Genomic DNA, 22,071 nt, shown 5'->3' with positions numbered 1-22,071 from the left:
AGGGCTACTGCGTTATCTTCTTCGCCACCCAGGAATAGCTGTCCGATACGACGTGGATCGGCGTCTCAAAGATCATTTTGATGTCACTTGTGCCGGGGAGCACATGGCGGATACGCTCCGCAGCGCGCGCAGCCAAAGTCTTGTTCTTGTGCGAATCGGTTCCTTCGCCGGTCGCAGCGACGGGGCTCGACGGCTGAGACGGCTCGGGCTGCGCTTGGACTGTCACATCAGGCGCGGGCTCGGCTGCTGGCTCCTGGCAAACGGCCACCGCCGTCGGATAACCAATATCGCCATAGCGCTCGAGGATTTTTTCCGACGCCGCATCGCATAGCGCGATGGAGACGAAGCGCTCTGGCGGACTCGCGTGAAATTCGCACTGACTGACCTTATCATCGCATCCAAGAATGGTGATAAAGATCACGGCGGTTTTCATGTTGGCTCCTGCTCGTCTGGATCGATGCTGCACACCAAGCGGAGAATTGCAGCCAAAGCAAGACGATTTCGACGGATAGACATTGGCGACTGAGGGACTTCTAAGCCCGCTGGAAACGTCGGCCTGGCTGGTAGGTATTGCGTATTCCTCAGTCGTTGAAGGTGGCTCTGCCCGCTTTTCAACTGACGTTGCTTGCCATCAGCAAGTGAGCGTTTTCAGGGCAAAGAACGACGATCGCGACCTGGCGGAATGGCATGGTCGGCAGTCGGTGACGTGGCAGAGGGCTCCCCAGTCGAAAGCTCCACTTCGCGGATCCATTCGCGCCAGATGGAAACCAGCAACGCCATCAATACGGGGCCGATGAATAGTCCGAGAAAACCCATCGTCTTCACGCCACCCACCAGGCCGAAGAAGGTGGGCAGGAAGGGAAGCTTGATCGGGCCTCCGACCAATCGCGGCCGCACCGTCTTATCGACGATGAACAGCTCCACGGAGCCCCACACAAACAGCGCGATGCCTTCCACCAGCGAGCCGCTGGCCACGAGGTAGACGGATACAAGGGTGAACGACAGCGGTGCCCCGCCGGGAATGAGCGCCATGATGCCCGTGAGAACACCGAGCGTGACGGGGGAGGGCACACCGGCAAGCCAATAGGCAATGCCGAGGATGATTCCTTCGCCCACCGCAATCAATGTCATGCCTGTGACCGTCGAACTGATGGTCGCTGGCACAACACGGGAGATCCGCTCCCAGCGTGCGGGCAGGATGCGCTCGCCCAGAAGATCGATCTGACGGGAAAAGCTTGCGCCATCGCGATAGACGAAAAACAGTGCGATCAGCATGAAGACCAGGGAGAGCAACAGATGGAAGGCGCCGTCGCCGGCAGCGATGACTGCCCGGTAGATATTGCCGATATTGTTGCCGCTGACGAGCTGGATCAGTTCTCCTATCGCGCCGGGCTGGCCGATATGCTTGATCCACCTCTCGGAGAGCCACTCACCAACGCCGGGTAGGGCCACGATCCAGTCAGGCGCGGCAGAACCGGTGCGATTGACCTCGGCGGCCCATCCAATCCATTGGCGGATTTCATCCACGGCATAGCTGACGGCAATGCCGATGGGCACGACCAGAAATGTAATGATCGCGAGAAGGGCGAGTGTCGCCGCAATCGTGGTGCTGCCGCCAACATGCACAAGCAGTCGCCGGTAGAGTGGCCAGCTGGCAAAGGCGATGACAAGTGCCGCGAGCACTGGCACCAGAAATCCGTGAAAGAAGTAGATTGCTGCGGCGACCACCAGGACCAGCAGCCAACGGGCGGCTGAAAGAGGGGTAATCAGCGCGGCCTGCCCAGTCCTATTTGGTCCCAGCCAACGCGGCCCTCGTTGCAGGCTCTGTTCTTCAGAATTCATCACGTGATTTCCACCGCACTCTAGACACCGACATATGGGGCATAGTCGTGACAGACACAAGTCGTCCGAAGCGATGATTGGCCTGTGCTACAATCTGCCTCATGAAAGTAACGTTTTGCTGCGCCCGACCTTGAGACTATGAGCCATCCATTGTGGATCATACAAGACTTTGCGACTGCAGCCTGCCGTGAGCGCGTTTGGTCCGCTATCATCGACGCGCCGCTGCGCGTCTCATAGGCCGTGTCTGTCTCAGGCGGCGTGTTCAATTCCACCGCCGCCTGTTACTCAGATGTCTAGGTTTTCCGCAAATGCGGCTCGCTCCTGGATGAAACGGAAACGCGATTCCGGTTTGGTTCCCATCAGCGCATCGACGGCATCCCGGGTTCCCTCGAAATCCACTTCGTCAATGCCAACGCGCAGGAGCGTGCGCTTGGCCGGGTCCATCGTCGTTTCCTTCAGCTGCGCCGGCATCATTTCACCGAGGCCTTTGAACCGACCGATTTCGACCTTTTTGTTCTTGAACACGGTCTCCATCAATTCCGCGCGATGGGCGTCGTCGCGAGCGTATACCGTCTTTGCACCTTGGCGGATGACATAGAGGGGCGGGACCGCAAGATAGAGATGGTTGCCGCGGATCAGTTCCGGCATCTCCTGATAGAAGAAGGTGATCAGGAGCGACGCGATATGCGCGCCGTCGACATCGGCATCGGTCATGACGATGACGCGCTCATAGCGAAGATCTTCCTCGCGGTATTTTGTTCGCGTCCCGCAGCCGAGCGCCTGGATCAGATCGGCGATCTGCTGGTTTGCCATCAGCTTCTCGCGGCTCGCTGAACCGACATTGAGGATTTTGCCTCGAAGGGGCAAAATGGCTTGATTGGCGCGGTTGCGCGCCTGCTTGGCCGAGCCACCGGCCGAGTCACCCTCGACGATGAAAAGTTCGGCGCCTTCGGCGGTATTCTGTGCGCAGTCGGCAAGCTTGCCGGGAAGGCGAAGCTTGCGCACCGCCGTCTTGCGGTTGACTTCCTTTTCCTTGCGTCGACGCAGGCGCTCTTCCGCGCGCTCGATAACCCAGTCGAGAAGCTTTGCGGCCTCGTTCGGATTGTCCGCGAGATAGTGGTCGAAGGGATCGCGGAGTGCGTTTTCTACAAGCCGCTGCGCTTCACCGGTCGCCAGCTTGTCCTTGGTCTGGCCGACGAATTCTGGTTCCCGAATAAAGACAGAGAGCATGCCGACTGCGGAAATCATCACGTCATCGGTCGTGATGTCCTTGGCGCGCTTGTTTTGCGTCAGTTCAGCATAGTTCTTCAGGCCCTTGAGGAGCGCAATGCGCAGGCCCGCTTCGTGCGTGCCGCCTTCAGGTGTGGGGATGGTATTGCAGTAGGAGTGGATCGCCGGATCGCCGCCATACCAGGTGACGGCCCATTCAAGCGCGCCATGACCGCCGGTCTTTTCCGTCTTGCCGGCGAAAATCTCGCGCGTGACCGTGAATTCCTTGCCAAGCGTGGCTGACAGGTAATCCTTCAGGCCGCCTGGAAAGTGGAAGACGGCCTTCTCGGGAATGTCGCCGCCTTCCGGCACCATGCCCGGGTCGCAGCTCCAGCGAATTTCCACACCGCCGAACAGATAGGCCTTGGAGCGCGCCATGCGGAAGATACGGCCCGGATCGAACTTGGCGTGTTCACCGAAGATCTGCGGATCGGGATGGAAGCGCACTCGCGTGCCGCGACGATTATGGACTTCGCCCAGTTCTTCCAACCCGCCCTGCGGAACGCCGCGCGAAAAACGCTGCCGATAGAGCTTGCGATTGCGTGCGACTTCGACTTCGAGAACGTCAGAGAGCGCGTTGACGACGGACACGCCAACGCCGTGCAGACCGCCCGAGGTCTCATAGGCCTTGCCGTCGAACTTGCCGCCGGCATGCAGCTTGGTCATGATGACTTCGAGCGTGGACTTGCCAGGCACCTGCGGATGAAGCTCCACAGGAATGCCGCGTCCATTGTCGGTGACCGTCAGAAACCCTTCGGTATCGAGATGTACGTCGATGAAGTTTGCGTGGCCGGCAACCGCTTCGTCCATCGAGTTGTCGATGACTTCCGCAAACAGATGATGCAGCGCCTTTTCGTCCGTCCCGCCGATATACATGCCTGGACGCATGCGAACGGGCTCAAGCCCCTCAAGAACGCGGATCGAAGACGCGCCATATTCCTCACCGGCTGCGCCAACAGGCGGCGGCGTAGCCGGTGCCGCTGCCGGAACGACAGATGCAGGCTTTGCCGGAGCCTCGGCGAACCCGGCCTCCGGCTTCTGGGGCTGTGGCATCGAGGAAAAAAGATCGCTGTCATCCATGGCGTCGTTCGATACTTTACTGTTGCGGGCAGCCTTATGCGTCGCCTTCGCGACACCCGAATTCAGACATCGCGTTCGCGAATCGTCCGGTGTATGCCAGAAAGGCGAGGGGCGTGCGAAGTGCCAAAGGGCGCTCGCTCTAACAAATCAGGGCAGCTTTGCGTGGGCCTTCCGCCGAACGCAAGGCAACAGCTGAAAGGAATGCCGTCTTCCATGCAGATGTCCACAATCTATTTTCGCGCTGCAACGGTTTGCTGTGTTCTCTTTCCGTTTCTGTCTGGCGCCGCAGTCGGAGCCGATGTGCTGAAGCCGTTCAAGGATGACTTGTTCTCAAGCCAGCGGATTTTGGAAACGCGCGACAACGGCCGATTCTTGCGTGTCGATTACGACGAAATGCGCGACATCAATGGCCGCGACAGCATTCCGGAGCGCCGGGTGAAGGATCGCTACGTGTCACTGAAGGTCCGGCGGCAGCAGGAAAATCAGACACTCGATCTCTCCAGTGGACCTCTGGACGTGGCGCGGGTCGGACGCGACGACGGCCAGGCCTTTTCCGTTATCTTCATCCACGGCCGGGGCGGCGACCGGCGTCTCGGCATGAACGACATCACTTTTGGTGGCAATTTCAATCGTCTGAAGAATCTGGCGAGCGAGAATGGAGGTACCTACTATGCGCCCTCCATCGCAACGTTTGACGAAAACGGTGTCGCTGCGACCGCGGCCCTGATCGATCATGCATCGCAGCGCTCCGGTGGCCGGCCCGTCGTACTCGCCTGCGCATCGATGGGGAGCTTCATTTGCTGGGGTATCAGTCGCGACGCAGGCGCCGTTTCCAAGCTTGCCGGAATGGCAATTCTCGGCGGCGCGCCTGATCCTGAACTGCCCAAAAGTGCTGCAGCCAAAGCCGATTTGAAGATATGGTTCACCCATGGCAGCCGCGACAGCGTCTACAATGTTAGCGATGTCGAAGCAATTTATGACAAGATGCAAAAAGTCGGCCGGGATGTTCGCCTGACAGTCTACGAGACCGGATCGCATGGCACGCCCGTGCGGATGAGCGATTGGCGACAGGTGTTGAATTGGATCCTTGAAGGTTAATTCAACGCGGGAATGCCGGATAGGTCCGGTGTCAGGTCAAATCGATTGCGAAAACCTTCCCTTCCATCACTGGATTTGCTAGTTCCCTCTGATACTAGCAAGGGGTTTTGTACGAAATGACACCAGATGTGCGTCCGCTCGTTGCGGGAAATTGGAAGATGAACGGCACCCGCGCTTCGCTCGACCAAATCAAGGCGATCGCCGCGGGCGTGCAAGGAGATCTTGCCGACAAGGTCGACAGTCTGCTTTGCCCACCAGCAACCTTGCTCTATGTCGCGACAGCGCTTTCAACCGACAGCCCGCTCGAGATTGGCGCACAGGACTGCCATCAGAACGCCTCGGGCGCCCATACGGGTGATATTTCTGCCGAGATGATCGCAGATTGCTACGGCACCTATGTCATCGTTGGTCACTCCGAACGACGGACGGACCATGCCGAAACCGACCACCTTGTTCGCGCCAAGGCAGAAGCTGCAATTCAGGCAGATCTGACGGCTGTCGTCTGCATTGGCGAGACCGCCGATGAGCGCAAGTCTGGCCAGACCCTCGACATCTTGAAGCGCCAGCTTGCAGGCTCCGTTCCCGATGACGCCACACCTGAGCGGATCGTGATTGCCTACGAACCCGTCTGGGCAATTGGGACTGGCGTCACGCCGACGACGGCGGATGTGGCCGAAGCGCATGCCTTTCTGCGTGCCGAGCTGGTCAAGCGGTTTGGCGAAGGCGGCAAGCTCATGCGCATTCTCTATGGTGGATCGGTCAAGCCATCCAACGCAAAGGAACTGATGGGCGTTGCCAATGTGGATGGCGCGCTGGTCGGCGGTGCGAGCTTGAAGGCCGAGGATTTCCTCGCCATATACCGGGCATATGCCGACCTGACCGCCTGAACTGCGGCTGAAATGCGGGGAGGGGCTTTCTTTGCCCGCCCCTCTCATGTAAAGAGCCGCCAACCCTTACAGATTTTGCCCGTCGCGGGCAGGATGGACACTCAATGCAGACCGTATTGCTCGTAATTTATCTGATGGTCGTCGTCGCCCTGATCGGCGTCGTCCTCATTCAGCGCTCTGAAGGCGGTGGCCTTGGCGTGGGTGGTGGCTCCGGCTTCATGTCGGCGCGTGGAACGGCCAATGCGCTGACCCGCACCACGGCAATCCTCGCCACGCTGTTCTTCGTGATTTCTCTGGCGCTCGGCATACTTGCCCGCTACGAATCCCGGCCGACAGACATTCTCGACCGTATCCCGGCCGGCAATGGAACGACCCAGCAGGGCGGTAGCGTTCTTGACCAGCTTCCCGGCGCCGCGCCGTCGAGCCCGGCTCCTGCGACACCGGCTCCTGCTGACCCGACGGCTGTTCCGAACAACTGATCGGTACGCATTTCATCGCTCCGGCGGATCTCCTCGGTCCGCCGGTTTTCTTTTGTCGTGATTCCGCCGCCCGCATTATTTTGTTGGACAATGACAGTTAGGGCTGGCGCAATTGCATCTTAAACGGTATCCGGTGAAGCCCATGGCGCGATATGTATTCATCACTGGCGGCGTGGTTTCCTCTCTTGGCAAAGGAATTGCGGCCGCGGCACTCGGAGCATTGTTGCAGGCACGCGGTTACCGCGTACGTTTGCGCAAGCTGGACCCTTATCTCAACGTTGACCCGGGCACCATGAGCCCGACTCAACACGGCGAAGTCTTCGTCACCGACGACGGTGCCGAGACGGACCTCGACCTCGGTCATTATGAACGCTTCACGGGGCGGTCGGCCACCAAGACCGACAACATCACCACGGGTCGCATCTACAAGAACATCATCGACAAGGAACGCCGCGGCGACTACCTCGGCGCGACGGTTCAGGTCATCCCGCACGTCACGAACGAGATCAAGGATTTCGTCATCGAAGGCAATGACGACTACGATTTCGTCATCTGCGAGATCGGTGGCACCGTCGGCGACATCGAGGCAATGCCGTTCATGGAGGCAATCCGTCAGCTCGGCAATGACCTGCCGCGCGGCACGGCCGTCTATCTGCATCTGACCCTGATGCCCTATATCCCGGCAGCCGGCGAACTGAAGACCAAGCCGACGCAGCATTCCGTCAAGGAGCTTCAGGCACTCGGCATTCATCCGGACATTCTGCTGGTGCGTGCCGACCGAGAGATCCCGCAGGCCGAGCGCCGCAAGCTCTCGCTGTTCTGCAACGTCCGCGAAAGCGCGGTCATCCAGGCACTTGACGTTGCCAACATCTACGATGTGCCGATGGCCTACCACAAGGAAGGCCTCGACAACGAAGTTCTGGCGGCCTTCGGCATCGAGCCGGCCCCGAAGCCGCGTTTGGATGCCTGGGAAGATGTCTGCAATCGTATCCACACGCCGGAGGGCGAAGTCACGATCGCAATCGTCGGCAAGTATACCGGCCTCAAGGATGCTTACAAATCGCTGATCGAAGCGCTCTATCACGGTGGCATTGCCAACCGCGTGAAGGTCAAGCTGGAATGGATCGAGTCGGAGATTTTCGAAAAGGAAGATCCGGCCCCTTGGCTTGAGAAGGTCAACGGAATCCTCGTTCCCGGCGGCTTCGGCGAGCGTGGTTCTGAAGGCAAGATCCTGGCGGCGCAGTTCGCCCGTGAACGCAAGGTGCCGTATTTTGGCATTTGCTTCGGCATGCAGATGGCTGTCGTAGAAGCTGCGCGTCACCTTGCTGGCATTGAAAATGCCTCGTCGACCGAGTTCGGTCGCACTGACGAGCCTGTCGTTGGCCTGATGACCGAGTGGATGAAGGGCAACGAATTGGAAAAGCGCTCTTCGGCAGGGGATTTGGGAGGCACGATGCGCCTTGGTGCCTATAAGGCAGCCCTCAAGAAGGGCACAAAGATCGCGGAGATCTACGGTTCGACGGATATCTCCGAGCGCCATCGTCACCGCTATGAAGTCAACGTGGACTACAAGGATCGCCTTGAGAGCTGCGGCCTCGTATTTTCCGGCATGTCGCCGGATGGTCTACTGCCGGAAACGGTCGAGTATCCGGATCACCCATGGTTCATCGGTGTGCAGTATCACCCGGAACTGAAGTCCAGGCCTCTCGATCCGCACCCGCTGTTTGCAAGCTTCATCGGGGCTGCACTGGATCGCAGCCGCCTCGTCTGAGATCGTTCTTCGACAAGTCTCCAAAACCCGGCTTCGCGCCGGGTTTTGTCATTTCCAGCTACACGCAAGTTGAGGACAGCAATCTCCGGTAGAGAAAACGGAGATGATGATGCGAGTCGGCGACAACACGATCTATTCGGCGTTCTACAAAACACCCGTCCGGGTAAACCAGGAGGAACAGGCTGCCCGCAGTTCAGGGCCGGCAGCGGCAGGTGGATCTAGCAGCGTTGAAATGGACACATCGTCAAAGGCTCTTAACAGCAGCCTCTGGCTGCTGCAGACAGATGTCTATTACAGCAAGGATGCCGAGAAGGCTGCGCTTGCAAGGAATGACCTTGCTGCAGAATTCAACGATCTCGCGAACAAGTCCCTGGCCGAACGGCTGCGTGATGAGTATCTCGAGGCTCACGGTTTGACGGAGGAGGAGATTGCTGAACTTCCCGAGGAAGAACGCATGGCCGTTGAGCAGGACATCGAGAACTTCATCAAGCAGCGCTTGGGCTTTGAGGAAAGCGGTCCGTTGGAGGGCAAGATGGTTGCCGAATAGACTCTTTGTTGCGCCAGTCTGGATGATCAGCGCAGCAGCATGATCGGACAGATATCGCCAGCCGCAAGCGCTGGCCCGTGGGGTGGCCGCACGATCAGGCAGTCCGACTGCGCGAAGATTTTCATCATCGACGAATCCTGCTTGCCGAAGCTCTCGACCGTCCAGTCGGCATTTTCGGTTTTCGTCAGCCTGGCGCGCAGATAATCCTGGCGGCGATCGTTTGTCGCAAGCGGGCTGAGCAGCCTGGCACTTGTCATCCGGTTCGGTACCGGGAGGTGCCCGAGGGCGGCCAGAAGCGGTTCCAGAAACAGCAGCCCGCAGACCATGCTTGATACCGGGTTACCCGGCAGACCTAGCACATGCACGTCGCCGAGTTTTCCGACCATCAGCGGCTTTCCGGGACGCATGGCAATCTTCCAGAAATCAAGCACCATCCCGGCGGCAAGCAAAGACGACTGCACAAGGTCATGGTCGCCGACGGAGGCTCCGCCGAGGGTGACGATAACGTCCGCCTTGGCGGCTTCAGCCCCGGCAATCGCATCCGCGATCTGGGCGCTGCTATCACCGACGATGCCGATGTCGATAACGTCGGCGCCCAGGCTGCGGGCAAGTGCGGCAATGCCGAATGTGTTGGAGCCGATGATCTGGTGCGCACTGGGCTTTTGACCAGGAGACACAAGCTCGTCACCGGTGGCAATGATCGCGACACGCGGTTTACGGTAGACGGGCAGGGCCGCGTGGTTCATTGCCGCCGCCAGCGTGATCCGCGTGAAATCGAGGAGGGTGCCTGCGGTCAAGGCCACTTCGCCCTCGTGGAAATCCTGACCATGCGGCCGGATATGCCGACCAGGCGTCACCGGAAATGTCGTGCGGACCTTTCCTTCGTCGAGCCTTTCGGCATCTTCCTGCAGCAGCACCGAATCGGCACCGTCAGGAACCGGCGCGCCGGTGAAGATCCTGATCGCTTCGCCATGCTGCACACTGCCGTCAAATCCATGACCCGCAGACGATTCACCGATGACGCGTAAAATAGCGCCAGGCTCTGCCGCGTCAGCAGCCTTCAGAGCATATCCGTCCATGGCAGACGCATTGAAGGGCGGCTGTGTGAGGCGGGCTTGCAGATCGACAGCCAGCACGCGCATATCGCAGTCGTGGAGGGGCAGGGTCTCGGTTTCGCGAACCGGACGAATGCTGGACAGCAATCTTGCCTGCGCTTCCTCGACTGAAAGCAGCGACATCAACCGGCCTCCGGATGGCGGAACGGACCGGATTTGCCGCCGGTCTTTTCCAACACGCGAATGCCGCCGATCTCCATTGTTTTGTCGACAGCCTTTGCCATGTCATAGATTGTCAGACACGAAACGGAGACAGCCGTGAGCGCCTCCATTTCAACACCGGTCTTGCCGGTAAGCTTGACGGTTGCTTCCACACGAAGGCCGGGCAGGGTGTCGTCCTCGGTAATCTCGACGGACACCTTCGACAGCATCAGGGGGTGGCAAAGCGGAACAAGATTGGCCGTCTGCTTGGCGGCCATGATGCCGGCGATACGTGCCGTGCCAATCACGTCGCCCTTCTTGGCATTGCCAGCGCGGATGGTGTCCAAGGTGCTGGCTGCCATGCGCACATGGCCCTCAGCGACGGCAATGCGCACCGTTTCGGTCTTGTCGCCAACATCGACCATATGCGCTTCCCCGGAAGCGCCAAGATGGGTCAGTCCGCCAGCTGCGCCGGTCATTCGGCTGCCAGTGCGCTATCGCCACCGGTGAGCAGAAGCTTTGTGGCTGCCGCCACATCGTTCTGTCGCATCAGGCTTTCGCCAACGAGGAAGGTGCTGATGCCGCTTTTCTGCAAGCGCAGGCAATCGGCATGGGTGAAAATGCCGCTTTCGCCGACCAGTAGCCGATCGGCTGGAACCATGGCTGCCAGGTCTTCGCTGACGGAGAGGCTGACCTCGAAGGTGCGTAGATTGCGGTTGTTGATGCCGATCAGCGGGGAGGTGAGCTTCAAGGCCCGCGTCATTTCTTCCGCATCATGCACCTCGACCAGTACGTCCATCCCGAGCGAGAGCGCTACAGCTTCGAGTTCGGCAGCCTGGTCGTCGGAGAGCGATGCCATGATCAAAAGGATGCAGTCCGCCCCCCAAGCACGCGCCTCATGCACCTGGTAGCTGTCGAACATGAAATCCTTGCGCAGTGCCGGAAGGGCGCAGGCATTGCGTGCCGCGACCAGGAATTCGGGCGCGCCTTGAAAGCTCGGAGTGTCGGTCAAGACCGAGAGGCAAGCGGCACCACCGGCCTCATAGGCCCGGGCGAGTGACGGTGGGTCGAAATCCGGGCGGATCAGCCCCTTGGAAGGACTTGCCTTCTTTATCTCGGCGATCAGGCCAAATCGGCTTTCCGCCTGAGCAGCGCGCAGTGCGTTGTAGAAGCCGCGGGGAGCCGATTGGGCCTCAATGGCCGCCTTCAGGCTGTCGAGCGGCCGCGCCGACTTCGCTGCAGCGATTTCTTCGCGCTTGTAGATCTCGATCTGTTTCAGAATGTCGGTCATGGCCAAGCTTAGCTCGCAACAGCGGAATTGGAAATGGCGACGAGCTTGGCAAGCGCTGCAGCAGCCCCCCCGCCGTCCAGCGATTGGCTGGCGAGATGCATGCCCTCGCTGACGTCAGCCGCCTTGCCTGCAACGATCAGGGACGCAGCTGCATTACAGAGCGCCACGTCACGATAGGCGGTCTTGGCACCATCAAGGACGTCGCGCAAAGCTGCTGCATTGACTTCGCCATCTCCGCCCCTGATGGCATCGAGCGAGACGGTCGCCACACCGAAGTCGTCCGGTGTCAGCTCGAAGCTGCGGATCTCGCCATCTTTCAACTCGGCGACCATGCTCGGTCCCGTTGTCGTAATCTCGTCCAGCCCGCTGCCATGAACCACCCAGGCGTTGGTGAGCCCGAGATCGCGCAGTGCCTCGGCGCCTGGCAGGAGCCATTCCGGCGAATAGACACCGAACAGCTGTTTCTTGACCCTGGCCGGGCTCGAAAGCGGGCCGACAATGTTAAAAATCGTCCGGGCGCCCAATTCGACACGGGCAGAACCGACATGGCGCATTGCGGGGTGATGCAATTGCGCAAACATGAAGCCGATCCCAGCCTCCCTAATGCAGCGCGAAATCATCTCGGGATCGATGTCGAGTTTGACACCGAGTTGCGAAAGAGCGTCCGCCGTTCCCGACTTCGAGCTCAATGCGCGATTGCCGTGTTTGGCAACCGGCACGCCAGCGCCGGCAACGATCAAGGCAGCGAGTGTCGAGATGTTGTAAGTGTTGGTGCCGTCGCCACCCGTGCCGACAATGTCGATCGCATCTTCCGGTGCGTCCACCGTGATCATCTTGTCGCGCATGATGGAGACAGCGCCTGCAATCTCGTCCACGGTCTCGCCGCGCACGCGCAGGCCCATCAGGAAAGCCCCAACCTGTGCCATGCTCGCTTCGCCCGACATCAGGATTTCAAAGGCGGCGCTTGCTTCCTGCCGGGTCAGCGGCTGGCGTGTCGCAATCTTTGCGAGAAAGGGCTTCATACCGGACATGGACACACTCCCCAAATGACAATCAGCGGACGATGGCTTGTTGTGCCAAGGTCTGATTGATGCTGACGCCGTATTTCGACTGCAAGGCATTGACCATTTGATCGAGAATGTCATCGCCCGCGGCGTTCGCGAGGTTGGCCAACTGATCTTCTTCGCCGGGTTGGGCCATGCCCGTCGGTTCTGTCCGGACCGCTGCCACTTTCAGGAGGATCTGCGTTGCCGGATCGCCACCTGCTGCCGAAGACGCTGTGCCCACTGGACCGCTGAAGGCAGCAATGACAGCCGCCGACCCAAGAACGGGGTCCTCGGTCCGGCGGGTAACGCTCGCCTTGCGTTCAACAACAAGCCCGAGTTCGGAAGCCACCGTTTCGAGGGGTGTTCCATCCTGCACCCTTTGGCGGAGCGTTTCGGCAAATTTTCCAAGCGCCGCGCGCTGTTGTTCAGCTGTCCAGTCGGCAATCGCCCGCTCGCGCACCTCATCCAAGGTCCGATCCCGCTCCGCCTTGATGTCCGTGACTTCAAACCAGATATAGCCGGTCCGCCCGAGGCTGATTGCATTGGTTTCCAGCCCGATATCGCTGCGGAACACTTCGGCAACCAGGCTGGCGCTTTCCGGTAGCCCGGCGACTGCCTCGCCCTTTGCATCATTGCCCCGGCTGTCGATGTCGGCAACCGCCACGGAATTGAGTTTCAGCTGTTCGGCGGCCTCTTTCAGGCTCGAGCCGCCAGCGCGAAAATCTTCAAACTGGTCATGCACGGCATTGATGTCGGCGATCGCGGCCGTTTCTGCGAGCGATGCCCGCAATTCGTCTCTGACTTCTTCCAGAGGCTTGGTGCGGCCTTCCTTGATGTTGCTGACACGCACGATGACAGGCCCCAGAGCGCCCTCAATGACTGGCGTGGTTTCACCTTCTTTGGCAACGGCAAAGGCGGCATCGGCAATTGCGACGTCTGGCAGGGCATCACGGGCATAGTCGCCAAGCAGAACGTCACTTGCAGTCTTGCCCTGCTCAGCCACCAGTTGATCGAAGGTCGCGCCCTGTTTCAGCTTTTCGGCGGCGGCATCTGCGGCGGCTCGATCGGCAAAGCTCAACTGCTCGATGGTGCGCGTTCCCTTGATTTCGAACGTTGCCTTCAGCCGCTCATATTCGGCCGCGACCTGCTCGGCCCCGATTGTCTGTGGATCGGCGATATCGGACGGCTCCAGCTTCACATAGGAGAAGCTGCGATACTCCGGAGCACGATAGCGCGCCTTGGCCGCCTCGAACCACGTCTTGAGGACATCCTCAGTCGGGGGTGAAATCGGATCGATCTGACCGTTGGTGAGGACCAGGTAGTCGAGGTCGCGATTCTCGAAGCGATGATCTCGGATGGCATCGAGCAACACCTTTGGTGCGGCAAAGCCTTCCGAGGTCGCATCGACAATCTGGCTGCGAACAGCAACGCGTGAGCGCTCGTTGATATAGTCTTCTTCCCGAAGCCCCGCATTGCGCAGGCGGCTGACAAAGAGGGACTTGTCAAAATTGCCAGCGGCATTGATGAAAGCCGGGTCCTCGCCAATCAATTGGGCAAGGCGATCCTCGGACAGTCCAAGGTTCATGTCGACCGCAAGCTGATCGAGCGCAGCCCCTGCAGCAAGCTGGGCGTAAACCTGATTCTCGACGCCCAGGCTACGGGCTTGCTCCGTCGTCAACTGCGTCCCGAAGCGCTGGCTCATCTCCGACAAATTGCGCTGATAGGCGAATGCGAAATCGCTCATCGACACGGATTGATCGCCAACGGCAACCACGGTGTCGGACTGCGTGCTGAACAGGGACGCAGAAACGCCCCACACGCCGAACGAAACAACCAGCAACAGCAGGAGCAATTTTGCGAAAATGGTCTGGGAAGCTTTTCTCAAGAACACGAGCATCGGGACGCCTAAACTCCTTGCGGATCGTTACCTCTAACGAATTGGGTGGACTTCCTTAGAACAAACGCGCCGGGAAATGAAGGCGCGGAAAGCCGAAAACCGCAATCAAGGCCTAAAGCTGCCGGCATCTCACTTCACATCTTCGCGGAAGCTTGCGCCACAACGTAAAAAAGGCCGGACAAGCCGGCCTTTTTCCAAGTTTGATGCCAGTGTCAACGCTGGCCGAGGGGTTTGTAGTCCCGCTTGGGAGCGCCCGTATACAGCTGGCGAGGGCGACCGATGCGCTGCTGCGGATCCTCGATCATTTCATTCCACTGCGCGATCCAGCCGACCGTACGTGCAAGTGCGAAGAGAACGGTAAACATCGTGGTCGGGAAGCCAAGCGCCCGCAGTGTGATGCCGGAGTAGAAGTCGACGTTCGGGTAAAGCTTCTTCTCGATGAAGTAGGGATCGTTGAGCGCGATCTTCTCCAGTTCGAGTGCCACCTTCATCAGCGGATCGTCGCCGTGGCCGGTCGCTTCGAGCACCTCATACATCGTCTTCTGCATGATTTTGGCGCGCGGATCGTAGTTCTTGTAAACGCGGTGGCCGAAGCCCATCAGGCGGAACGGGTCGTTCTTGTCCTTGGCCTTGGCGATGTATTCCGGAATGCGGTCAACCGAGCCGATTTCCTGCAGCATGTTGAGCGCTGCTTCATTCGCGCCGCCATGGGCGGGACCCCAGAGGCAAGCAATGCCAGCAGCAATGCAGGCGAATGGGTTCGCACCCGAGGAGCCAGCCAGGCGTACCGTCGATGTCGAGGCGTTTTGCTCATGGTCGGCATGCAGGATGAAGATGCGGTCCATGGCGCGCGCCAGAACAGGATTGACCTGATATTCCTCGCAGGGGACAGCAAAGCACATGCGCAGGAAGTTCGACGCATAGTCGAGGTCGTTCTTCGGGTACACGAAGGGCTGGCCAACGTGATACTTGTACGCCATCGCGGCAATCGTCGGCATTTTCGCAATCATGCGCAGCGAGGCAACCATGCGCTGATGCGGATCCGTGATGTCGGTCGAGTCATGGTAGAATGCCGAGAGGGCGCCGACGGTGCCGACCATGACGGCCATGGGGTGTGCGTCGCGGCGATAGCCCGAGAAGAACTTCGACATCTGCTCATGCACCATCGTGTGATGCGTCACGCGGTAGTCAAAATCTGCTTTTTGCGCAGAAGTTGGCAGTTCGCCGTAGAGCAGCAGATAGCAGACTTCAAGGAAGTCGCCTTTTTCTGCAAGCTGTTCAATAGGATAGCCGCGATGCAGGAGAACGCCTTCATCACCGTCGATATAGGTGATCTTGGATTCGCAGGAGGCTGTCGACGTGAAGCCAGGGTCGTAGGTGAACGCTCCGGTGTGCTTGTAAAGGGAGCCGATGTCGATGACGTCAGGGCCGATCGTGCCGGCTTTGACGCTCAGGTCGACCGCCTTGTCACCGAGTTGCAAAGAAGCGCTTTTGTCCGTCATGCTGATCCTCCGAAAATGGCGGGATGGCGCCAAATGGAAGGCGCCGTCAGTTAAGCGTGATGATGTAGCTATATGATACGGAAGTTAATGCCAACCTAGCCAAAGGGCAAATTGTGCATCGCGAAAACGGTGCCAATCGAACCGAACGGTTCGAAGATGTAAAGGGGCCTAAGGTTGCCTTTTACGCCGACATTGCACGCGGAGCTTGTTTTTGCGATTGTGTGAGCACGATGGTTTGCGCTCGGGCACTGTCAAGGTGAGCTTCGTCGGATGCTGGATTGGGGCAGGGAACAAAATCGGGAATTGGACGACGATTCCGCACACGGGATCGGAGAACGTTTCAAAGCCCAAGCTGCTGATCTGATACCCAAAACTCTAGGCTATCTGCTGACTTCCAGCCGGCGTCAATCATGGCGCTCGCGCATTGCCGAAGCCTTCGACCGGGAATGTCGCTATGGACATGATGTTTTCTTTGTGCCGGTGTTCCTCGGTATGGGGGCGGCTCTGTGGTTTTCCTTGCGGACGCCCCCGCGGACAGACATCATTGCTGCTCTGGCTATCCTGGCCTTGATCGGCCGGTGGCTCGGCGGGGTTCGCGGAGACAAGAGGCGGCCTGGAGCTGTCGCAGCCCTCATTTTGTCCGGCATGCTTTGCGCCGCGTGGGAAACAGACCGCCAGTCGACCATCATTCTCGACCAGCCCGTCGTCACCGAGATTTCCGGTGTCGTCGAGCGTAGGGAGGCGGGCTCGTCAACGGAATGGCGTTACATCATCACGTTGCATGAGACCGCAAGGCCTACGATACGGCGTGCTCCGCAGCGGATTTCGCTGCTTGCCAGGGCCCGCCACGCGCCTGTGCCGATCGGTGCGACGATTGCCGGGCGCGCACGATTGTCGCCGCCGTCTGGACCGGCTCTGCCGGGCATGAATGATTTCGCCTTTCAAAGCTTTTACGCGCAGATTGGCGCTATCGGCTATTTCCTCGGGGCGCCCAAGTCCATCGCTGCAAAGGCCGAATCCGAAACATCCTGGGCGACGAGGGTTGAAGCCTGGCAGTATCAGCTGCGCGACCGTATTTCGAACCGCATTCGCGAGATCCTGCCCGGCGATACCGGGGGCTTTGCCGCATCCATCATCACCGGTGAACGCCGCTCGATGTCCAGGGAAGCAACGGAGGCTCTGCGATTATCCGGTCTTGCCCACATCACGGCGATTTCGGGTCTCAACATGGCTTTGGCCGCCGGGATATTTTTCGTCGGCGCTCGCCGGCTGCTCAGTCTTATCCCGTTTGTCGCCCAGGCCTTCCCCATCAAGAAACTCGCGGCATTGGGAGCCCTGTTCGCGATTACTGGTTATGTTATGATTTCGGGTTATCAGGTCTCTGCGGTGCGCGCCTATTTGATGACCGCAGTCATGTTGAGCGCGGTTTTGATCGACCGCCCGGCAATCAGCCTTCGCAATCTGTGTCTTGCGGCGACGATCATGATAGCATGTCAACCGTCGATCGTCCTCGGTCCGAGTTTCCAGATGTCGTTCGCCGCAACGGCTGCCCTTATTTCGGGCTATGCCCGGTGGACGGCGCGACCCCCGTCGTTTCTCCCCAAAGCGAAAGGCGCCCCTGCGCGCCTCGCCCTTAGTGTCGGAAAATTGTTTTCTGCTACGTTTCTGACGTCCGTTATTGGCGCACTGTCGACGGCCGTGTTTTCAATCTGGCATTTCCATCGCCTTTCAACACACGGCCTGGAAGCAAATCTTGCAGCTATGCCATTGATTTCCCTGCTCGTAATGCCGGCCGGCTTCCTTGCCATGCTGGCCATGCCGCTTGGCCTTGATGAACCATTCTTCCACGTCATGGGTTTTGGTCTGGATTTGGTGCTTGATGTTGCGCATACGACCGCAAGCTGGGGAGAGGGTATCGCGTTTGAACGAATGCCTCCCTGGTTCATTCTGGGGGCGATCGCTGGACTTCTGCTGCTCACCCTGCTTCGAACCTGGCTTCGGCTTGCAGGCGGCCTGATCTTTCTTCTTACCGCACTGGCCGCAGCAACAGTGCCAACAGCCACGCCCGCCGATCTCTTTGTCAGCGAGGATGCCCGACTTGTCGCTCTCTGGGCAGCGGACCAAAAGGGAGCCGCTGCCGTCAACCGGCTGCGACCGAGCGCATTTCTCTACGACCAGTGGCGACCGGTACTCGGAATCAGGCATACCGAATTCCCGATCCAGTTGGCCGAACTGAGACTTCCTCAAATGAGCCCGCGCGGAGAGCTTTTGACGGCGACAGCGCAAGAAGAGGCGAGGGTCGTTCTCGAGCGTCTGGTTCACGCCGCAGTCGCGAACCGTTTCACCTGCGTCAAAGGCGCGTGTTCGGTCTTGGTGTATGGCAACAAGATTCTTACGATGGATCGTCCAGATGTGGTGGGGCAGGCCTGTGATCTCGCCGACATCGTCGTACTCGCTGCCAGAAGTTCAGTTCAGTCTTGCAGGTCCGGCGCAATACTCCTGACCGAAAGCAGCCTGCGAAGCTCAGGAGCCCTGGAAATCTGGATCGATCCAGAAAGCCAACGTCAATTCACCATCCGCCCCTCGTTTGAAGGGAGGCCTTTCCCATGGACGAGCCACAGGCTCTATGACTGGCGAACCGCCACAAGCGCTGAAAACCACGGGATGATCCATCCAAAATCAGAGCGACCAGCGTCGATCAATGATAGCGACGGATGAGACCGACGAGCTTGCCCTGGATCTTCACGCGATCCGGTCCGAAGATCCGGGTCTCGTAGGCAGGATTGGCAGCCTCGAGCGCGATGGATGCGCCACGACGGCGGAAACGCTTCAAGGTGGCTTCCTCGTCGTCCACCAGCGCTACAACGATGTCGCCGGGATTGGCGTTAGATGCGTTGCGGATGATCACGGTGTCGCCATCGAGAATGCCGGCGTCGATCATCGAATCGCCCTTCACCTCAAGTGCGTAATGCTCGCCGTTTCCGATCATCTCGGCAGGGACTGTGATGTCATGCGTATTGTTCTGTATCGCCGAAATCGGCACGCCGGCCGCAATCCGTCCCATGACGGGCACGGAAACAGACGATGTGCGTTCCTCCGCTGCGGGTTTCGCGACGACAGGCGGCGTCTTGCCGAGGCTGCCTTCGATGACACTGGGTTCGAAACCTCGGCGTGGCTGAGGCTGAAGCCCCGGCGAATAGGCTTCCGGCAGCTTTATCACCTCAAGCGCGCGCGCCCTGTTCGGCAGCCGGCGAATGAAACCGCGCTCCTCCAGTGCGGTGATGAGCCGGTGAATGCCGGATTTGGATGCCAGATCCAGTGCGTCCTTCATCTCATCGAAAGAGGGCGGTACACCCGATTCCTTCATCCGTTCGTGGATGAAAAGAAGCAGTTCCTGTTGCTTGCGTGTCAGCATATGCAATGCCCCGTTTGTGAAACAAATCCAGAACGGACCCTATATGTTCCAGTTGTGTTCCGCAAGTGGATAAATTTCAGTGAAGATTGCAGGATAAAATGCGATAGCCAGAAAAACACTGGCGGCATGGCCGCCCGGCATCTGAATTGAGGCAATGTTCTGTTCGGAGGAATGCGATGCGGAAGGAAATCGAGCATATATTGCTCGGAAAGGCCGAGGCGGAACTCACCAGCGCCGAGAAAAGGGTGCTGGCACGGGCGCACAGACGCCAGGTCGTTTCCACCGATGCAGGGCTTGAATTTCAGGCCGATTCGAGTCCCGGTCAGAGGTTGGCAGATTCGATCGCTCGCATTGGCGGCTCCTGGAGTTTCATCCTCTGTTTCTTGTGTTTTCTCGCCGCCTGGACGATCGCAAACACGGTGGTGCTGGTGCGGAATGCGCCGGATCCTTACCCTTTCATATTCCTCAATCTCATTCTCTCCATGTTGGCGGCCGTCCAGGCGCCGATCATCATGATGAGTCAGAACCGCCAGGCAGAGCGAGATCGTTTCATGGCGACCAAGGATTACGAGATCAATCTGAAGGCGGAAATCGAAGTGCTTGCGTTGCATCACAAAATTGATGAGCAGGTGCTCCTCGAACTGCGACAGGCGCGCGAAGAGCTTGCTGCGCTGCGCAAGGATGTTGCCCTCTTGTCCAGCCAATCGTCCACGCCATAAGTTGAGCCCCGTTCAGCGAGATCATCCATGTCATATTCCGTTTCCGCGCCACGAGCGCTAGACCATCTTGTGTTGCCGGTCACAGACCTCGCAACCAGCCGCCGGCGTTATGAGCAGCTTGGCTTCTCGGTTGCCGCAGAGGCCCGACATCCCTTCGGAACAGCGAATGCCTGCATTTTCTTCTCCGATGATACCTACCTGGAGCCTCTTGCCGTCGCCAGCCGCGAAGACTGCTTGGAGGCTACACGCGCAGGCAACGTGTTTGCGGCGCGCGACCAGGCATTCCGCTTTCGCCATGGCGAGGGGCTGTCGGCACTGGTTGTGAAATCCGCAGAGGCGGCGGCAGATAATCTTCGCTACATCGAAGAGGGCCTGAGTGCCGGCCCGGTCCTCGAATTCTCGCGGGAATTCCACTTCCCGGATGGTCGGGCAGCGGAAGGCCGCTTCCGGCTTGCCTTCGCGGCTGATTTGCGGTCACCGGATTTCTTCGGTTTTGCCTGCGAGCGCGTCAATCCTATTCCGCAGGATCGAGGCGCTTTGCTCGTCCACGCCAACGGAGCGACCAGTCTTGCACGCACGGTGCTGGTTGAGGAGAACCCCAGCGACTTCCAGTATTTTCTGGAAATGGTGCTGGGTCAGCGCGAGATCGCAGCGCATTCGTTCGGCTTGACCATTGAAACCGCCAATGCAGCCGTTGATGTTCTGACACCGGAGGGCTTTGTCGCACATTACGGCCAGTCGCTGCCCGTCTCGGGCAGGGGGCTCCTGGGCGCGGCCATCGTCATCGCTGTCGCGGATCTCGGCGTGACACATCGCTGCCTCACTGCTAATGGCGTCGAGCATGAAAGAATGGGCGCACGTCTCGTCGTCGCGCCGGACAAGGGCCAAGGTGTCGCCTTCGCCTTCGAGGAGTTGAAATGAGCACTGTCACCAATTCGGAAGTCATAGTCGGCGAAGGTGCCGGCAAGGCTGTCTTCTCGCAAAAGGGCCGTTTCGCCCTGATCGCCGGCCCGTGCCAGATGGAGAGCCGCGACCATGCTTTCATGATCGCCGGCAAGCTGGTCGAACTCTGCCGCGAACTCGGCCTTGGCCTGGTCTACAAGTCGTCCTTCGACAAGGCGAACCGCACCTCGTTGTCTGCCGAGCGCGGCATCGGCCTCGAAAAGGCGATGGAAGTCTTTGCCGATATCAAGAAGGAATTCGGCGTTCCGGTCCTGACTGACATTCACACCGTAGAGCAGTGCGCCGCTGTCGCGCCGACGGTGGACGTGTTGCAGATCCCGGCCTTCCTGTGCCGCCAGACGGACCTCCTGATCGCCGCCGCGAAGACCGGCCGCGCGATCAATGTCAAGAAGGGCCAGTTCCTTGCGCCTTGGGACATGAAGAATGTTCTGAACAAGATCAACGCCAGCGGCAATCCGAACGTGCTACTTTGTGAGCGCGGCGCCTCTTTCGGCTACAACACGCTCGTTTCCGACATGCGATCATTGCCGATCATGGCAGCCATGGGCGCACCGGTCGTCTTCGATGCCACCCATTCCGTGCAGCAGCCGGGCGGGCAGGGCGGGTCGTCTGGCGGCCAGCGCGAATTCGTCGAAACGCTTGCTCGTGCGGCCGTCGCCGTCGGCGTGGGCGGCCTCTTCGTCGAAACGCATCAGGATCCGGACAATGCCCCGTCGGATGGCCCTAACATGGTCAAGATCACCGACATGCGCCGCCTGCTCGAAAAACTGATTGCGTTCGACGATATCGCCAAGGCGTCCTGAACCATTGGGCTCTGCTCTAAGCGGTTAAACGACCTCGATCGCTGCGGGTTGCGTTTAAATCGATTAGATTTCGACCGCCCCACGCACCATCCGTCATTGTATTTTCCGGTTCATGGGATAAGACAGGATGGACTCGAAAGGCCGGGCCCGCGTTTTCGACGCGCGCGAACGGCCTCGGAGCCATGTCCAATTGACCGTCCACAGGG

The 22,071-nt window shown here is 59.3% G+C and carries 19 protein-coding genes; 9 read left to right on the top strand and 10 right to left on the bottom strand.

Annotated features, from left to right (window positions below; genetic code table 11):
* Nucleotides 1-4 precede the first annotated feature (4 nt).
* The 3 genes from FAA97_RS03355 to parE all read right to left on the bottom strand — a co-directional run bounded on the left by FAA97_RS03355 (nucleotide 5) and on the right by parE (nucleotide 4,191).
* The gene (locus tag FAA97_RS03355) at nucleotides 5-433 is read right to left on the bottom strand and encodes a hypothetical protein (protein ID WP_136597101.1); all 429 of its coding nucleotides are present in this window, start codon (nucleotides 431-433) and stop codon (nucleotides 5-7) included.
* Nucleotides 434-648: 215 nt separating this feature from the next.
* Nucleotides 649-1,842, bottom strand: a complete 1,194-nt coding sequence (locus FAA97_RS03350; protein WP_136597100.1) for an AI-2E family transporter — start codon at nucleotides 1,840-1,842, stop codon at nucleotides 649-651.
* 285 nt (nucleotides 1,843-2,127) lie between these two features.
* Nucleotides 2,128-4,191, bottom strand: a complete 2,064-nt coding sequence (gene parE, locus FAA97_RS03345) for a DNA topoisomerase IV subunit B (protein WP_136597099.1) — start codon at nucleotides 4,189-4,191, stop codon at nucleotides 2,128-2,130.
* Between the two features lie 219 nt (nucleotides 4,192-4,410).
* Here parE and FAA97_RS03340 point away from each other — a divergent pair, with 219 nt between their 5' ends.
* The 5 genes from FAA97_RS03340 to FAA97_RS03320 all read left to right on the top strand — a co-directional run bounded on the left by FAA97_RS03340 (nucleotide 4,411) and on the right by FAA97_RS03320 (nucleotide 8,973).
* Nucleotides 4,411-5,289: an alpha/beta hydrolase gene (locus tag FAA97_RS03340; protein ID WP_168800938.1), complete on the top strand. Its 879-nt coding sequence runs from the start codon at nucleotides 4,411-4,413 to the stop codon at nucleotides 5,287-5,289.
* Between the two features lie 116 nt (nucleotides 5,290-5,405).
* Nucleotides 5,406-6,176: a triose-phosphate isomerase gene (gene tpiA / locus FAA97_RS03335; protein WP_136597097.1), complete on the top strand. Its 771-nt coding sequence runs from the start codon at nucleotides 5,406-5,408 to the stop codon at nucleotides 6,174-6,176.
* A 104-nt stretch (nucleotides 6,177-6,280) separates the two neighbouring features.
* Nucleotides 6,281-6,655, top strand: coding sequence for a preprotein translocase subunit SecG (secG, locus tag FAA97_RS03330; RefSeq protein WP_136597096.1), 375 nt, complete (start codon nucleotides 6,281-6,283; stop codon nucleotides 6,653-6,655).
* A gap of 133 nt (nucleotides 6,656-6,788) precedes the next feature.
* Entirely contained in the window at nucleotides 6,789-8,426 is a 1,638-nt protein-coding gene (locus FAA97_RS03325; protein ID WP_168800937.1) for a CTP synthase, read from the top strand.
* Between the two features lie 103 nt (nucleotides 8,427-8,529).
* Nucleotides 8,530-8,973 carry a hypothetical protein gene (locus tag FAA97_RS03320; RefSeq protein ID WP_136597094.1) on the top strand — a complete coding sequence of 148 codons (444 nt, stop codon included), beginning with the start codon at nucleotides 8,530-8,532 and terminating at the stop codon, nucleotides 8,971-8,973.
* Nucleotides 8,974-8,999: 26 nt separating this feature from the next.
* Here FAA97_RS03320 and FAA97_RS03315 read toward each other — a convergent pair whose 3' ends face one another.
* The 6 genes from FAA97_RS03315 to gltA all read right to left on the bottom strand — a co-directional run bounded on the left by FAA97_RS03315 (nucleotide 9,000) and on the right by gltA (nucleotide 15,965).
* On the bottom strand, nucleotides 9,000-10,211 hold the full coding sequence (locus FAA97_RS03315) for a molybdopterin molybdotransferase MoeA (RefSeq protein ID WP_136597093.1): 1,212 nt from the start codon (nucleotides 10,209-10,211) through the stop codon (nucleotides 9,000-9,002).
* Nucleotides 10,211-10,708: a cyclic pyranopterin monophosphate synthase MoaC gene (moaC, locus tag FAA97_RS03310; RefSeq protein ID WP_136597092.1), complete on the bottom strand. Its 498-nt coding sequence runs from the start codon at nucleotides 10,706-10,708 to the stop codon at nucleotides 10,211-10,213. Before moaC ends, FAA97_RS03315 begins: the two co-directional genes overlap by 1 nt.
* Nucleotides 10,705-11,520 carry an indole-3-glycerol phosphate synthase TrpC gene (trpC, locus tag FAA97_RS03305; RefSeq protein WP_136597091.1) on the bottom strand — a complete coding sequence of 272 codons (816 nt, stop codon included), beginning with the start codon at nucleotides 11,518-11,520 and terminating at the stop codon, nucleotides 10,705-10,707. The genes moaC and trpC overlap by 4 nt, the downstream gene beginning before the upstream one ends.
* A gap of 8 nt (nucleotides 11,521-11,528) precedes the next feature.
* Complete coding sequence (trpD, locus tag FAA97_RS03300) at nucleotides 11,529-12,551, bottom strand: anthranilate phosphoribosyltransferase (protein WP_136597090.1); 1,023 nt, start codon at nucleotides 12,549-12,551, stop codon at nucleotides 11,529-11,531.
* A 22-nt stretch (nucleotides 12,552-12,573) separates the two neighbouring features.
* Entirely contained in the window at nucleotides 12,574-14,463 is a 1,890-nt protein-coding gene (locus FAA97_RS03295; protein WP_136597089.1) for a peptidylprolyl isomerase, read from the bottom strand.
* A 212-nt stretch (nucleotides 14,464-14,675) separates the two neighbouring features.
* Nucleotides 14,676-15,965 carry a citrate synthase gene (gene gltA, locus FAA97_RS03290; protein ID WP_136597088.1) on the bottom strand — a complete coding sequence of 430 codons (1,290 nt, stop codon included), beginning with the start codon at nucleotides 15,963-15,965 and terminating at the stop codon, nucleotides 14,676-14,678.
* A gap of 270 nt (nucleotides 15,966-16,235) precedes the next feature.
* Between gltA and FAA97_RS03285 the strand changes: the two genes are divergently transcribed.
* On the top strand, nucleotides 16,236-18,683 hold the full coding sequence (locus tag FAA97_RS03285) for a ComEC/Rec2 family competence protein (RefSeq protein WP_136597087.1): 2,448 nt from the start codon (nucleotides 16,236-16,238) through the stop codon (nucleotides 18,681-18,683).
* Here FAA97_RS03285 and lexA read toward each other — a convergent pair.
* On the bottom strand, nucleotides 18,664-19,380 hold the full coding sequence (gene lexA / locus FAA97_RS03280) for a transcriptional repressor LexA (RefSeq protein WP_136597086.1): 717 nt from the start codon (nucleotides 19,378-19,380) through the stop codon (nucleotides 18,664-18,666). The two genes, FAA97_RS03285 and lexA, sit on opposite strands and share 20 nt — an antisense overlap.
* A 176-nt stretch (nucleotides 19,381-19,556) precedes the next feature.
* On the opposite strand from lexA, the gene FAA97_RS03275 reads away from it, so the two are divergent.
* The 3 genes from FAA97_RS03275 to kdsA are packed head-to-tail and all read left to right on the top strand — an operon-like array spanning nucleotide 19,557 to nucleotide 21,865.
* Nucleotides 19,557-20,099 carry a DUF1003 domain-containing protein gene (locus tag FAA97_RS03275; RefSeq protein ID WP_136597085.1) on the top strand — a complete coding sequence of 181 codons (543 nt, stop codon included), beginning with the start codon at nucleotides 19,557-19,559 and terminating at the stop codon, nucleotides 20,097-20,099.
* Between the two features lie 27 nt (nucleotides 20,100-20,126).
* Nucleotides 20,127-21,020: a VOC family protein gene (locus tag FAA97_RS03270; protein WP_136597084.1), complete on the top strand. Its 894-nt coding sequence runs from the start codon at nucleotides 20,127-20,129 to the stop codon at nucleotides 21,018-21,020.
* Nucleotides 21,017-21,865: a 3-deoxy-8-phosphooctulonate synthase gene (gene kdsA, locus FAA97_RS03265; protein WP_136597083.1), complete on the top strand. Its 849-nt coding sequence runs from the start codon at nucleotides 21,017-21,019 to the stop codon at nucleotides 21,863-21,865. Before FAA97_RS03270 ends, kdsA begins: the two co-directional genes overlap by 4 nt.
* Nucleotides 21,866-22,071: the final 206 nt, after the last annotated feature.

This window comes from Peteryoungia ipomoeae, assembly GCF_004912165.1.
Lineage (GTDB): Bacteria > Pseudomonadota > Alphaproteobacteria > Rhizobiales > Rhizobiaceae > Allorhizobium > Allorhizobium ipomoeae.
The sequence above is the reverse complement of the archived record's forward strand: the minus strand, read 5'-3'. Positions and strand labels throughout refer to the sequence as shown.

What these genes read in the sequence shown, in the direction of transcription:
- FAA97_RS03355 (WP_136597101.1), bottom strand. Translation starts at nt 433, where the DNA reads ATGAAAACCGCCGTGATCTTTATCACCATTCTTGGATGCGATGATAAG.
- gltA (WP_136597088.1), bottom strand. Translation starts at nt 15,965, where the DNA reads ATGACGGACAAAAGCGCTTCTTTGCAACTCGGTGACAAGGCGGTCGAC.
- tpiA (WP_136597097.1), top strand. Translation starts at nt 5,406, where the DNA reads ATGACACCAGATGTGCGTCCGCTCGTTGCGGGAAATTGGAAGATGAAC.
- FAA97_RS03340 (WP_168800938.1), top strand. Translation starts at nt 4,411, where the DNA reads ATGTCCACAATCTATTTTCGCGCTGCAACGGTTTGCTGTGTTCTCTTT.
- lexA (WP_136597086.1), bottom strand. Translation starts at nt 19,380, where the DNA reads ATGCTGACACGCAAGCAACAGGAACTGCTTCTTTTCATCCACGAACGG.
- FAA97_RS03270 (WP_136597084.1), top strand. Translation starts at nt 20,127, where the DNA reads ATGTCATATTCCGTTTCCGCGCCACGAGCGCTAGACCATCTTGTGTTG.
- FAA97_RS03275 (WP_136597085.1), top strand. Translation starts at nt 19,557, where the DNA reads ATGCGGAAGGAAATCGAGCATATATTGCTCGGAAAGGCCGAGGCGGAA.
- kdsA (WP_136597083.1), top strand. Translation starts at nt 21,017, where the DNA reads ATGAGCACTGTCACCAATTCGGAAGTCATAGTCGGCGAAGGTGCCGGC.
- FAA97_RS03315 (WP_136597093.1), bottom strand. Translation starts at nt 10,211, where the DNA reads ATGTCGCTGCTTTCAGTCGAGGAAGCGCAGGCAAGATTGCTGTCCAGC.
- moaC (WP_136597092.1), bottom strand. Translation starts at nt 10,708, where the DNA reads ATGACCGGCGCAGCTGGCGGACTGACCCATCTTGGCGCTTCCGGGGAA.
- trpD (WP_136597090.1), bottom strand. Translation starts at nt 12,551, where the DNA reads ATGTCCGGTATGAAGCCCTTTCTCGCAAAGATTGCGACACGCCAGCCG.
- FAA97_RS03320 (WP_136597094.1), top strand. Translation starts at nt 8,530, where the DNA reads ATGATGATGCGAGTCGGCGACAACACGATCTATTCGGCGTTCTACAAA.
- secG (WP_136597096.1), top strand. Translation starts at nt 6,281, where the DNA reads ATGCAGACCGTATTGCTCGTAATTTATCTGATGGTCGTCGTCGCCCTG.
- FAA97_RS03285 (WP_136597087.1), top strand. Translation starts at nt 16,236, where the DNA reads ATGCTGGATTGGGGCAGGGAACAAAATCGGGAATTGGACGACGATTCC.
- FAA97_RS03350 (WP_136597100.1), bottom strand. Translation starts at nt 1,842, where the DNA reads ATGAATTCTGAAGAACAGAGCCTGCAACGAGGGCCGCGTTGGCTGGGA.
- trpC (WP_136597091.1), bottom strand. Translation starts at nt 11,520, where the DNA reads ATGACCGACATTCTGAAACAGATCGAGATCTACAAGCGCGAAGAAATC.
- parE (WP_136597099.1), bottom strand. Translation starts at nt 4,191, where the DNA reads ATGGATGACAGCGATCTTTTTTCCTCGATGCCACAGCCCCAGAAGCCG.
- FAA97_RS03295 (WP_136597089.1), bottom strand. Translation starts at nt 14,463, where the DNA reads ATGCTCGTGTTCTTGAGAAAAGCTTCCCAGACCATTTTCGCAAAATTG.